This window comes from Flavobacterium sp. KY-23415 (assembly GCF_055384985.1).
This window is the reverse complement of sequence record NZ_AP044001.1, coordinates 2,257,680-2,273,633: the sequence shown is the minus strand read 5'-3', so window position 1 is coordinate 2,273,633 and position 15,954 is coordinate 2,257,680. Positions and strand designations below refer to the sequence as shown.

Genomic DNA, 15,954 nt, shown 5'->3' with positions numbered 1-15,954 from the left:
TAAAATGTTTATATTTTTATTAAAAAACAGTAAGATCGTTATCTTTCCATTTTTCTGAATTATGTCTTACCTTATGAATAATTTCCGCAACATCTTCTACCATATCACTAATAAAATAATGATTATCGGTTTCTATTTTTGTTAAATGAACATTATTGCCATATTCTTTCCATTTCTTAAATTTTTTATTGTATTGTTTGGTTATTGGATCTTTTGTTCCTACCACATTAATAATTGGTGTTTCTAGTTTCCAGTTTTTATTTTCCTTAGTATACAAATAGGATTGCATTGCATCTACTCTAAAATTTCTAACCATAAACTGAAGTAGATTGGGCTCTATTTCTTCATTACGCATTCCCCAATCATGCAGCATTTTCACTAATTGCTCATCTGTTTTGTGTTTCCAAGGATCCTTAGATGGAAGCATTCTATACCATTTAGGGATGGGTAATAATCCTCCTAGCATTACAAACTCAATTTTTAACCCTCTATTCTCTAATCTACGAGTAATTTCTATTGCTAAATATGACCCAACACAATGTCCATATATTGCTATCGGTCCTTTAATCTTTTGTGTAATTTCTTCAACAATTTTTTTTGCTAATTCTTTAATAGATAACTCTTTTTTTTCTTCTCCATATTCATTGCCTGGTAAAGAAACTGCCCATGATGAAACAGAAGAATCCCTTTTATTAATTTCCTGTGCCACAGGATGAAAAGCTGTAGCAGTTCCTCCTGCATATGGGACAAACAAAATAGAAAATTGTGTTTTTTTTGCTGTCACTAATTCTCTAATGATTCCTGTTGGTTTAGAATTTTCTACTTTTAACAGTTCTTCTAAACCTTTTACAGTTGGAGATTTATAGAAATCTACTAACGATATTTTTTGCCCTCCAATTTCTTCATTAGCTTTTACCAACATGGATATAACATTGAGAGAATGCCCACCTAGATTAAAAAAGCTATCTTCAATTCCTATTGAATCGATTTTTAGAATTCTTTTCCAGAGTTCTACTAATTTTTCTTGAATTTCATTTACTGGAGCTATATATGTAGTCTCTGTAGTCATTAAATCTTGGATGTCTGGAAATTCTTTTCTATCCAATTTTCCATTGAAATTTACTGGCATTGCATCTAATAAAACTATATGCTTTGGAATCATATAATCTGGCAATTGATCCTGTAATACTTTTTTAATTTCATCAGATACTTCTTTTTGAATGGTTTGTAATGAAGGATTATTAAGATACCTTTCAATCGGCAATAATTCCGCTACATTGGTATTCCCGTCATATAAATAACCTTGATCCCATAATTCTTTTTTCAAAAACACTACATCCATATAAAATGAATTATTCGCATTTGGAGAAATATTTGCTTTATACCCTGTATTTTGTTCTTTGCTATAAAAATATTCTGGATCTACTGCATGACATTCAGCCATCTTAGCCACGAGCTGTTTCAGTTCTGACATTTTGGTTTCTAATGAATTATCTTTAATACATTGCTCTAATTGACCTATGTCGGACAGTCTTTTATTAGGTACGTTTAATAATTCTATTTGATCTATCTCATTTTGATTAACCAATTTTTCAAAATATTCTAGTGCATTTAAATCTGTTTGAAAATCTATTGTTATGTTTTTTTCTGGTTTTTTACTTTTTTTATTGACATGTAATAAAACATCATATCTATATTTAGTAAGTTCGTTAAGAAAATCCCCTCTTTTAAAATCCATTGTAACATGCGATATTTCAGGAATTTCCTTTTGAATTACTCTAAATAAATTAGGATCGATTACTAATTCAGGTTCTTTAAATTCTTTCCTTTTTACAGTCTTTAGAATTGCTTCTACATTTTGATCCTCTGATGATTTATATAGCTCAACATCCAAAAGAAAGGTTCTGTGCAATTTTTTATTTCTGATATCTCCAATAAATAGTTTTCCTCCATCATCTAATAATGAAACTGCTTTTTTTATAACCTCTATAAAATACATATAGTTACCAAAATATTGCGCTACAGAATTAATAATAATCATATCGTAAGATTGCTGATTCAGATTATGAAAATCATTTGCTTCTTGTTTGAACAATTTGAGTTTATTAGATTTTGGTAAATTAGGTTGAATGTATTTCTCGATATAATCCAATCCTGTTTTAGAAATATCAGTTCCAGTATAATCTTGAACATGTGAAGCTATTTTTGAGACTAACAAACCTGTTCCACAGCCTATCTCTAGTACTTTTTGTGGTTTAAGTTCTAAAATCCTATGAACAGTGGTATCTACCCAAACTTTCATTTCTGATTCTGCTATTTCCTCTCCAGAATAACTGCTATTCCAACCAATTATATTGAAATCTTCTTTTCCTTGAACTGTATTACCTACCTCATATGTATTGTTGAATACTTGTTCCCATTCCTTTGTTTGCACTATGGATTCTGACTTGTTATTATCTGGCAACATTTTTTTAACCATTGAAACATCTGGTACAACATACCCAATTAATTGTTTGTCTTGTTCATTATCTGAAATATTTTGGGCTAGAATTACCGATTCTTTAACAAATGATATTTTTCCTAAAGCAGCTTCTATTTCTCCTAGTTCAATTCGGATTCCTCTAATTTTTACTTGGAAATCGATTCGTCCTTTATATTCTACACTTCCATCCTTTAAACGCCTTCCTAAATCGCCTGTTTTATATAATTTTCCATGTTCAGAAAATGGATCTTTTACAAATTTTTCGTTTGTTAATGATTCTTTGTTATGATATCCTCTTGCTACCTGAATTCCTCCTATATGAATTTCTCCTATTACTCCATCTGGAACAATATTTCCATAGTTATCTAACACATAAATCTGCGTATTTGCTACTGGAAATCCTATAGGAATAATTCCAGAACTATCCTCTCTTTTACAATGCCAATATGTTACATCTACAGCAGCCTCGGTAGGTCCATATAAATTATGTAATTCTGCACTATCAAAACTTTTGAAAAATCGTTGAAAAAGTTCAAATGGTAACGCTTCACCACTACAGAATACTTTTTTGATAGATTGACATTGTAATTTTGTTTTTACTTCCAGAAATACTTGCAACATAGAAGGAACAAAATGCAATATTGTAATCTTTTCCGATTCGATTAAATCTATAAGATAACCTGGATCTTTATGCCCTTCTGGTTTTGCAAAAACTAATTGAGCTCCTTGCATTAGTGGTAAAAAGAACTCCCAAACAGACACATCAAAGCTATAAGGTGTTTTTTGTAGAATTTTATCGGTACTATCAACCTTATATTCATCTTGCATCCAAAATAATCGATTTACAATACTTCTATGTTCAATCATAGCTCCTTTAGGTTTTCCTGTTGAACCAGAAGTATAAATCATATAAGCGAGATTTTGCTCAGTAATATTAAGTGATGGGGAATTGAGCCTATCTTGTTTGTTTAAAATATCATTTATTTCATCTAGATATATTATTTTTTTTGTAGTTCCCACAAATAATTCTTTAAACTTGCTATGTGATATGACCACTTGAGGATTACTATCTTCTAATATATAGTTTAGTCGATCTTTAGGATAGTTAGGATCTATTGGCACATAAGCTCCTCCTGCTTTTAAAACACTTAGTAAACTTATAATCATTTCTAAAGATCTTTCTAAGCATACACCAACGAATGATTCTAACTGAACTCCTTCTGCTATCAAATAATGTGATAATTGATTTGTTAACTGGGATAATTCCTGATAATCTAATTGTTTGTTTTCAAAAGACACTGCTATGGCATTTGGTGTTTTTAAGCCTTGTGCTTCTATTATTTGATGCAAACAAATATCTTTTTGATAATCAACTTTGTCTCCACTACTTTTCTTGATTATTTCATTTTGTTCTTCATTATCTAATATTAATAGTTCTCCAATGTTTTTATCTCCATCTTTAACAATCTCTTCCAATAGATTTTGGTAACTGTTCATAAAACGAATAACAGTATCTTTAAATAAGATAACCGAATTATATTCTACTTCAACGGTCATTTTTTCCTTTTGATCGATAACATTTACCCATAAATCAAACTTAGACGTATCATTTCTAACTCCGTGTATTTTCTTAAAATGGATATTTGTATTATTAATCTCAGGAGTTATCAACATGTTAAAGCAAACTTGAAACAATGGATTTTGACTCATATTGCGGTCTGGTTGTAACTCTTGAACAAGTTGTTCAAAGGGTAAATCCTGATGCATTTTAGCCCCATTTAATTCATTTTGGAGTCTCTTTAGAAACTCTTTAAATGATGGGTTTCCTTCAAGATTAGTTTTAATAACCAAGGTATTTACAAAAAAACCTATAAGACCTTCTATTTCTAGTCTATTTCGATTATTTACAGGTGTTCCTATAATAATGTCTTTTTGGCCGCTAAATCGATGTAAAATAATTTTGAAAGCGCCTAAAAGTAATTCAAACAAAGTAACTTGATATGCTTTAGCAGTTGTTCTTAATTTATTTAATAACGCTACTGGCAATTCCAATTGTGTACTTCCTCCTTGAAAAGTTTGAACAGGAGGACGAGGGTTATCTAATGGTAATTCAATCATTGTATTGATACTCCCTAATTTCCCTCTCCAATAGCTCAATTGTGTTTCCAATTCTTCTCCTTGCAACCACATTCGTTGCCAAATAGAAAAATCTGTATATTGTATAGGCAGTTTTTCTAATGAAGGTATTTCTCCTTTGATGTATTGAGAATAATTTTTAAACAACTCACTAAAAAAGATATTCACAGACCATCCATCAATTATTATGTGATGCGCATTTAACACTAAAACATGTTCGTCTTTCTCTATTTTAAAAATAGTTAGTCTTAATAAATCTCCTTGTTCTAAATTAAAGATATGGCGTGCTTCTTCTTTTGTATATTCCTCAAAAGCCTGTTCACGCTCGCTTTTTGGGATTGATGTAAAGTCTTCCCAAATAATCTGATTAGCCACACTTGTAGCAATATGTTGATAAGGCTCTCCTTTTTCGCTTTTAAAAGAAGTGCGCAATGTTTCATGTTTGTAAATAATATTATCAAAACTTTTTTGCAATAGTTCTTTATCAATATTCCCTTCGGTATGCAATGCCATTACAACATTATATGCTGGAGAATTTTTTACCATCTGATCTAAAAACCACAAACGTTGTTGTGCAAATGATAATGAAGGTTTTATTTTATTATCTAAAACAGGAATAATTTGTCCTTGGTTTCTTACTGTGGAAAAACTTAAAAGTTCTGTTTCTAATTCGTGCTTTTCAAATATTTCTTCTAAAAAAACAGCCATCTCTTCTAGTGTTGATCTTTGATACAACTCTGTAACATTGACATCAAATGGAACTTCCTTTTTTATTCTAGAAATGATATGAGTTAACATTATTGAATCTCCTCCTAATGCTTGAAAATTATCATCCCATTCAATATTTTCTACTCCTAAAACCTCTTGCCATACTTCTTTCAAAAGATTTTTTACATGACCAGTAGCAACTATTTTTTTTTCAGAACTTGAAAGACTAACATCTGTATTTGGGATAACTATATTCTTTTTTGCATTTTGACTAAGTGATTTAGAATGCTCTTCTTTTACATTATTTTCAGCTAAATCTTCTTCACTTTTTATCCAACAGCGCTTTTTTTGAAAAGGGTAGGACGGTAATGAAACAATATTTGGCAATTTATCTTTATCGTAAATTGATAACCAAGGAATGAAACTACCACTAGCCCAAAAAACAGCTATTTTATTCAGATCTCCTTTTTCTAATAAGAGGTTAAGAATTTCCTTTCCAGTATCATCTTTAAATAACCGGTTTACAATATTGTTAGTTACTTTTTTATTTGTTAAAAACACATTTGAAAATTCTTTCATATCATTCCAATTTGATTCTTTGAGAACCTTAGAGATAGTTTCTTTTAAATGTTCTTTGGAATCAAAAGTAATCGCTATTCTATAATCCATTAATTCTCTACCTGTTTGCAAGGTAAATGCGATATCAGTAACAAGAATTTCTGGATTTTCTAACATGAATTGATAATGCATTTCTAGCCATCTTCTTAGCTCTATATTTGAACGAGAAGAAAGCACAAAAATGTTAGGTAATTTTTCTTCGTGATGAGATTCGTTTTTTTCAAAATCATCTTCTGCATCTATATTGGCATTAAACTCTTCAATAATTAAATGAGCATTTGATCCACCTGCTCCAAAAGAACTTATTGTTGCTCTTCTAGGGTATTCTTTTTCTATTAATTCTCCTTTATCATTAACAGAACCTACAATAGGTCTATTCCATTTTTTTAATTCTTTTTGTAGTACAAATGGAGTTTCTTCTAAACGAATTTGCTTGTTTAGCGGTTCTGTTTTAATTGTAGGGACTAAAGTTTTATGTTTTAATTGCAATAATACCTTCGTTAACTGCGATATTCCAGAAGCCGCTTCAGCATGACCAATATTAGATTTTACAGTACCTATAGCACAGAACTGTTTATCTGGTGTGAAAATCTCAAAAGCTTTATTTAGAGCTGCTATTTCTATAGGGTCACCTAGATTTGATCCATTCACAGCAGATTCAACATAGCTAATAGTCCTAGGATCTATTCCTGATTTCTTAAAATTTGTCTCAATTAATTTTACTTGTGCCTTAGGATTTGGCACAGCAAAACCATTAGATCTACCCCCATGATTAGATGAAGAAGATTTAATTACCCCTAGGATTGTGTCTCCATCTGCAATTGCTTTTGAAAGAGGTTTTAACAATACCGCACCTACTCCTTCAGCTGGTAAATATCCATCTCCTTCACTAAAACTTCTACTATCAACATGACTTCCCATAGTTCTTGTAGCACTTAATCCGATGTATTTTTTGGGATGTAAGGATAAATTTACTCCTCCTGCAATAGCTAATTCACAATCTCCAAGTAACAAAGCTTTATATGCCATATCTATAGCGATAAGTGAAGAAGAACACATTGTGTTTACAGCGACACTAGGTCCTTGAAGATTAAAAAAATAAGAAACTCTATTAGCAATTGAACTATGGCAAGACATTGAAACAACCGCTTCTCTTAACACATCGGAAGAAAAACAATGATAATGTTGATACATTGATCCAACATATACTCCTACCATAGAGTTATATTGTTGTTTTAACTTTTGTTGAGTAATTCCATTTTTTTCAAATAACTCCCAAATAGTCTCAAGAAAGATACGCTCTTTAGGATCCATAATTTCTGCTTCGGAAGGAGAAATATTGAAAAACAAAGGATCGAATTGGTCTATATCTGATAAGAATCCTCCCCATTTACCATAACTTTTTTTATGATTGTTCTTGTCTTTATCAAAATACAAATCAGCATCCCAACGGTCTAAAGGAATCTCAGTTATACAATCTCTTCCTTCTTTTAAATTTGACCAAAATGTTTCCAAATCATTTGCTAAAGGATATTTACCAGTTACTCCTATTATAGCAACATCTGTTTCTAACACATTGCTTTTTTCAATTTTAGGAGCATTAATCTCTGATTTCTGATTCGTAGGTATCGTTTTCTGTATCTCTTTCTTCTCTATTCTCAGTACTTCCTGACCAGTTGAATTTCCAAAAAAAGATTTTAATTGGTCTTTTCTATTTACTAATAGTGATTCCGCTAACTCTTTTAAATTTTCACTTTCAAAAAATATTGTGGTAGAAACCTCATCTACAATTTTATTTAAGTTTTCAATTAATGAAACTACTTGAACTGAATCTAAAGAAAATGAATCTAATGGATCGTTTATGTCTATTTCTAAAATGGCTATTCCTCCTATATCTGAAATTTGTTCTTTTAACCAATCAATTACTTTATTTAATAGCACTGTTTTATTTTCTTCCACTATAATTCTATCATCATTAATCGCTGGTATTGACTCAGCTTTTATCTCTTTAGCTTCAGTTTCTTTTTCTATAATTATATCATTGTTATTCTGACTAAATAATTCATTAACTTCTTCCTCATAATTAGTGATTAAGTAAGTAGTTATTTCTTCAATTGTTTGGTATTCAAAAAATAGTGTCGTGTTAATATTTGGAAATATTGTGCCTAACTCATTTGCTATCTGAACAACCAAAATAGAATCTAACCCATATATTTCCAAGGCTTCAGAAGTATCAATTTCTTCTTTTTCCATTCGCAGAACTGTAGCTATAGATTCTAGTAAATAGTTTTTGGTTTGAATCATTAATTGTTCAGGTTCTAAAACGCTTTTTTGTAACTTCATTTTTTGTTCGTTGTTACTTTCATATTTTCTTTCGGATACTTCAATATGAGAAGGAGATTTCATTAATTCTTTCCCTAACTTAGAGTTTATAAGATCCTCAGACATTTTTATATAAGCAACCTGCTTATGATCTACCTTCATAAATCCATCTAGAAACTGCAATGCCATAGCTGGATCCAAAATCGCTACACCATTTTTTTCTATTTTCTCACGAACCTTATTACTATCATACTCTTCTAAATGTCCCCAATATCCCCAATTAATTATTTTAGTTTTCACACCATATTGTTGCTCTATTTGTAAGGCATACTGATCTGTAAAAACACATCCAGCGGTATAATTAGCCTGACCTGGCACTCTAACATAAGAAGCTATTGACGAAAAGCAGAGCAACCATTCTGGCAATATTTCCTTAATAATTTTACCTATATTAATAAGTCCAATAACTTTATTATCTAAAGCCGTATGAAATTGACTTTCGGTCATTTTTTCAAAACTAGAATCAGCCAATGCCATAGTAGCATGTATTATCGCATATACAGATCCTATTTCTGACTGAATAGTAGTTATTGCATTTTCTAATTCTTGATACTTTGTAACATCTGCTTGCACATAAAAAGGAGTAAAGTCCAAACCTTCAAAAGACACCTTTTCTGTTATTTGTCGACCAATCCATACAATTTTAGCCTGATAAGTATCGTATAAATATTTCGAATATTTACGTCCAATATTACCTGCTCCTCCAATAATAACAAACACCTTATTATTGTTTAGTATAGTTGTGTCGTTATTTTTAATAAAATCTTGTGATGCTTTTGATAATTTTTGCTTGTACCAACTATTATTTCTATATGCCCAAGTAATTCCCTGCATATTTAAAGGAAGCTCCTTAATGCTTTTTAGATTCTCATCTAAAAACTCCATATCACATAAATTAATATCCCAGTTTTGATATTCTTTTTGTATGACTCCAAAAAGACCATGTAAAGCAGATGGTATGGCATTTATTTTATCTTCTTTGGTAGCCATAAAAGCTCGCTCTGTAAAGACACTCCATATAAGCTTTTTTCCAGCATATCCTTCTTTTAAAAATGCCTTAATAAGGTTATATGTATTATCTACTAAAAAGTGACTATTATCTGTTTCAGATTCTATATTATTCGTATAAGGAATAATGCAGGAAATATGTTGTATCCTTTCAGCACCTATAATTTCTCTAAAATCATTTAGATCTAATATTTTTTTAACCAAAAACACTCTAAAACCACGACTTTTTAAAGAGTTTTCTAAAATCGTATTCTCTCCAAACATAAGACAGCTGTCTGGTAGAAATTCCTGCCCTGAAATAGATGAAGCCAATTCCCAAGTAGGTATCAAACAATAGTCATTATTCTGTTTTATTTTATCGACTAAAATTTCTTGTTCATTCTTGTTCTTTATACCTTTTCCGATTATTCTAGTTTGATATCCTTTAATATCAACACACACTTGTCCCTGTTGATTTAACAAACAAATATCATATACGCTACCGTTATTTGCACTAGACTCTTTGATATAAGCCCATGTAACATCTGTAGTTTTTTTAAACACTTTCAAATTACGAATTCCAAAAGGTAATGCTATTGATTGATCATTAGATTGCAACTTAAAACCAATAACTGCCTGAAAAGCTCCGTCCATAATTGAAGGATGTAACTGATATAACGAATTTGAATATTCTTCTTGAACATTCAAAAGTACTAAGGCTTCATTGCCTTTAATCCATAACTTTTGAATCACTTGATGAGAAGTACCATAAGTAACTCCATTTTTTAGAAAAGCATCATAAATCTTTGTTCCTTCTATTAAATCTGTACATTTTTCTTTAAAACCTTCAATATTAACAGATGGAATACTTTGCAAAGAATCCCCTATTTTTTTTATATATCCTTTACTATTTTGAATGTTATTATCTTCAGAAATAGTGTTTATAAAAAACTCGCAATTTCCTTCATTTTCTTTTGATAAGGAAATGGTTACTTTCTGATTTTCTGATTTTTGAACAACAGGTTTAATCCAAAAAATATTCGTTAACAAACAAGGTTCTACTGGTGAGGTTATCGCTCTAAAATAGGCCTGTAAAGCCATCTCCAAATGAGCAACTCCTGGTAAAATCTTTTGACCGTTTATTACATGGTCACTAAGAAAATGTTCGTCTCCTGAAAAAATGGAACTAAAAGAGAGGTTATCAAAACTAGAATTGTTCTCATGGAGTAACGGATGCATTACCATTTGATCTCTTACAATTTTCTTTTTCTCTTTAAAAAATGGGAGTTCAAATTTTATTTTTGCAAAAGGATATCCAGGAGCTGATATTCTACTAACTCTATCAGTAGATTTCCAGCAATTTTCCCAATTTACAGTCTTACCATTAACCCATTCTAATGCGGTTTTTTCTTCTAAAGAAAAAATTTCGTGATTTTCCTTACCTATTAATCCCGCAACTTTATCAGAATAAACTCCTAATAAATTCTCTTCCTTTAGAAAGTCATTAAACTGTTTTAATAATTCTTCTGCTTCTTTAAAAACAAATGCCACTCTAGAAGACATTTCATTTCTTCCTTTTTGAAATGTATATGCTAAAGAAGCTAATTTTTCTTTTGTAATTGAAATAACATCAGTTGATTTAATTTTATCACCGATTTTTTCTATTACATTTTCTAATGTATTTAGACTGTATAACTCTTTGCTTCCAATCTTAAAACCGTAAACATCAAATATCCAAACACTTAAACTTTCCAAATAATAAAGGTCACTTATATAATCTTCAAATAATTGTAGCGAATCAATTTCTTGTTCCTCTACATTTAATAATGGAGCTAAATACTGTTTTATTTGTTCAGTTATTTTCTCATTTTTTTTATCTATATTCTGATTTTCAATTAATTGATTTTGACAAATAAAAGTCTTTAATTGTTGTACATAAACCCTTAAACTTTCCTTATTAAGCGCAGAAACTGGTAAAACGAGTTGGCTTGAATATGCTTTCTGCTCATTTTCCGAACTTATCGACTCAATATTAGCCTGTTCAAAAATGGCATGTCCATTAGTGCCTCCTATTCCGAAAGAACTAATTGCAGCTCTTAATGGTGTTCCATTTCTCATCCAAGATTTCGTTTCATTAGAAATATAAAATGGAGAATTCTCTATTTTTAATTGAGGATTTGGGTTTTTAAAATTTAGCGTTGCAGGCAATTGCTGATTAGACATACTGAGTGCAATTTTAATAACACCTGCTAATCCAGCTGCTGTATCTACATGTCCTAAATTGGTTTTTACAGATCCTATTGCACAATAATTCGTCTTATTTGTATAATTCTTATACACTTCACTTAACGCATTGAATTCTATCGGATCTCCTAGTTTAGTTCCTGTTCCATGAGCTTCGACATAGGATATAGATTCTGGGTTAATTCCAGTTTCATCCAATACTTTTTGTATTACCTTCTTCTGTCCATTAAAACTAGGAGCATAAAATCCTGCTTTGTCGTTACCATCATTATTGAGTGCTATACCTCTTAAGAAACAATAAATAGGATCTTTATCCTTTATCGCTTCAGATGCTTTCTTAACCAAAATCATTGTCACTCCTTCTCCACCTACCATTCCGTCAGCGTTAGCATCAAAAGCTTTTAAATGACCATCACTCGAAAAATTCAAACCATTTTGATGAATATATCCTGGACTGTTAACTACCCCAACATTTGCTGCTCCAACTAGTGCTTGTCTACACTCACCTCTCATAATACTTTGATAAGCAGTATATAATCCTGACAAAGAAGAAGAACAATTAGAATGCAAATAGAGGCTTGGTCCTTCTAACCCTAATTTATAGGATATCATAGTAGGAATAGTACCTCCTTGTCCGTATATCCAAGATACATACTGATCTGAATGCTCTAAAACACCAGTTTGCTCATCAGAAAATTCGGGTAAAGCAGAGCGATAGAAATTATTCCCTGATGATATATAAACCGCTGTATCTTTAATGTCTTCTGTCTTATATCCAGAATCTTCAATAGCATGCCAAGCATGTTCTAAAAGCATTCTTAACTGTGGGTCCATAAATCCCGCATCGCGCTTAGAAATTTTAAAAAATGGAGCGTCAAAATATTCTTTGCTAGCAATAGATGATTGAAAAGGAACAAAATTTAGGTTTGTAATTATAGATTCCGAAACATTCATTTTTTTAAGTTCTTCGGTTTCTAAAAATCGAAATGTCTCTTTCTCATCAATCAATAAATTCCAAAAATCTCTTATATTTTGTACTTCTGGAAATGTACAAGACATCCCTATAATCGCTAAAGAATCTTCATACAGACCACTATCTTCATTAGCTTCTGATGTTTTTTTATGTTCTTTATTGCTAAGACGATTATTCAATAATCCCGTCTTATGTATCTTTTCAGATAGAAGAGAAATAGTTGAATATTGAAATAAATCAGATGCATCAAATTCTGTTTCAAACTTTAGGTTTACTTTATCTATTAGTACTGTTGCCAAAATAGAGTCTCCTCCTATTTCTAAAAATCGATCTTCTATTCCTATTCCAGTAACTTCTAATATTTCTTCCCAAATTTGAATTAACTCTTTCTGAATCAAATGATCCTGCTTGTCTTCTTTATTATTTATTGTTTGATTAATATTTGGACGAATATCAATCAACTTTTTTCTATCAATTTTTCCATTAACTGTTATTGGTATTGCAGACACTATCACAAATTGAGATGGAATCATATATGATGGTAACTTATCTGATAGAAATTTGTATAATAAAGTGGGTAGTTTTGTATTTAAGGACTGAACATATGCCCATATTTGCTTAACTCCATGTATTTCTTTTACCAAACAAACTACATCTTCAACTGTTGAAAACTCTCTAATAATTACTTCTATTTCTCCAAGTTCGATCCTGTATCCCCTTATTTTTACTTGTTCATCTATTCTACCTAAATATTCTATCTGTCCATTAGATAATCTTCTTACCCAATCACCTGTTTTATAAAAGTCATTATATTTTTTAGAAAAGGTATTTCTACAAAATTTACTTGCACTTAGTTCTTCTCTATTTAAATATGAAGACACAACACCTGTTCCTGCAAGACACAATTCTCCTGGCATCCCTAAGCCAGCTTCTTTGTTGTCGATATCTAAAACGTATAATTCTGTATTGCTTATTGGTAACCCGATAGGCGTATTTAAAGTTTTTACTGACTCTATAGAGCAATTAAATGAGGAAGCGTAAATAGATGCTTCTGTTGGGCCATAAACATTTATTACCTGACAATGATCCTTAAACAAGCCAATAGATTCCATTACTAGATCAACAGGGAATGCTTCGCCTGCTACCAAAATGTACTTTAAAGAGTTACATAATGATATTCCGTCTTTCTTTTTTACATGATTTACAAAAGCTTTTAATAAAGAAGGAACAAAATTTATGTGGGTAATTTTAAATTTATGAATGAAATCCAAAAGTTGAGCAGGTGATTTCTCAACTCCTTTATCTGGAATAATTAATGTCCCTTCGCCTATTAACCAACCAAAAATTTCGCTTAACGAGACATCAAAAACATAATTAGTTTTTAGAATATAATTATCATTTTTTCTTAGAGGAAAATTCGCTTCTAAATAATGTAAGGTATTTAAAATACTTTGATGTGTTACAGGAACTCCTTTTGGATTTCCTGTACTACCCGAGGTATATATAATATATGCTCTATCTTTTTCAGAACAAAATGGAAGCGTGTAAAGTTCCTGATCTTGTTGAATCTTTGAACTGTTTATTACCAATTGTACGTTTGAAGAAAAAACTTCTGTTTTTGATTCCGTGTCAGAATCACAAATAAGTACTTTAATATTAGCATCTTTTATTATAAAGTTGATTCTTTCTTCTGGAAAATCTGGAGATAAAGGCACGAAAACCCCTCCTGCTGCCAAAACTCCTAAAATAGTAGTAATTAAATTCGCAGAGCGATTCATATATATGCCCACAGAATCGCCTGGCAAAATTCCATTTTGGATTAGACAAGAAGCTATTTTATTTACTTCTTGTTGTACTTGATAATTAGTTTTTTGTTCCCCTTGTTGTTCTAATAATGCAATTTTATTTGGACTATTAGTAGCTTTTACATCAATATAATTCTGAATGCATTTTTGGGAATTATATGACTCTTTTGTGTTATTTGCACCTTCTATTATTGCCCTCTCTTCTTCTGAGACTAATGAGATATCAGCTATCATTTTTACTTCATCGTTAACGATATCTGCTAATATTTTAATATAATGGTTAACAATTTGGTCTATTGTCTCAGAAGAAAAATTAATACTATTATATTTTGCGGTAATATCAAAACTATTATCTGTTTCTCCTAATTCAAAAGCTAATTCATAATTACTATACTGATGAACTTCTTTTAGGATACTCACATCAAAATCATCTTTGTATGGTTTTGTCAAATTACTTGCAGAACCTCCTCTTATAAAATTTTGATAGGCAAATGTAAACTGGAAAATAGGCAACTCATTTTGACCTATAGTTCCCTCTTGATCTTTTACCATTAAAGGAAATGGATACATTGCATTATCAATTCCTTCCATCACAGTATATTGTAATTCTTTTAGATGTTCTTTTATGTCGGAATTTGACTGTATCGATAATCGAACAGGAATCATATTAATAAAATATCCTACAATATTATTGTATTCTTCTTCTGCTCTTCCTAGTGAAGGGACTCCAATAATAATATCATTTTGAGCCGTATATTTACGTAATAGCAATTGATATCCTCCCAGCAAAAAACTAGCTATACTTAATTGATTTTTAGTACAAAATATTTTTATTTTTTGAGATATCTGATCGGGTAATTCTCGCTGTACTATTCCTCCTTTGTACTTAATCTGATCTGGGTTTTTATAGAAATCTTTATGAAGAGAAATCACATCTGGTAGATTCCTTAACTTTTCTTTCCAGTACTTTTGATGTTGTTTTGCTTCTTCTGAATTTAAGTAGTTTTTTTCCCAACCTACAAATTCGTTATAAGGTGCTAGTAATGGTTTTTCAAAATCATCATTAGAGGACAAAATGTTCATTAAAGTTTGGAATAACAACACTAACGATGTTCCATCGCAAACCAAATGATGTAATGTCATAAGAAAATATGCCTTTGAATTTTCGTTATGTATATATCTAAATCGAACAGGAGCCTTAGTAATATCTAATGGATAATCTGTAATCTCCTGCATCAATTTTATAATTTCCTTTTCTGTCTTCCCTTCTTGGTCTAAATATTCGAAATCTATGTATGGATTTGCGGGTATTTTATACTGTGGTAAATCTAAACTAAAAGAAGCTCCCAATAATGGATGAACTTTTACAAGTAGTTTGCATGCATTTCTTAAAGTCGCTTCATTAATTGTCTTATCAAAGCGAAGTACTAGAGGTACATTATACTTAGCCACTAACAATGACTGTTTATGTAATAACCACAATCCTTTTTGACTTGTAGAAAGAGGATATTCTTTTTCTTCTTCTATTTTTTTATACTTGATTAATTTTTCCTTTAAAGTAGAAGTAGAAATTTTTCCTTCTTTATATTCTGAAATTATTTGTTTTAATGTAATCATGA

The 15,954-nt window shown here is 30.6% G+C and carries 1 protein-coding gene; it reads right to left on the bottom strand.

Annotated elements, in window-relative coordinates; all coding sequences use genetic code 11:
• Positions 1-19: 19 nt before the first annotated feature.
• A complete protein-coding gene (locus ACZ49Z_RS09785; RefSeq protein ID WP_464307984.1) occupies positions 20-15,952 on the bottom strand; it encodes an amino acid adenylation domain-containing protein in 15,933 nt (5,310 codons plus the stop codon).
• Positions 15,953-15,954: the final 2 nt, after the last annotated feature.

Coding starts and splice junctions, on each gene's coding strand:
- ACZ49Z_RS09785 (WP_464307984.1), bottom strand. CDS start 15,952: ATGATTACATTAAAACAAATAATTTCAGAATATAAAGAAGGAAAAATT.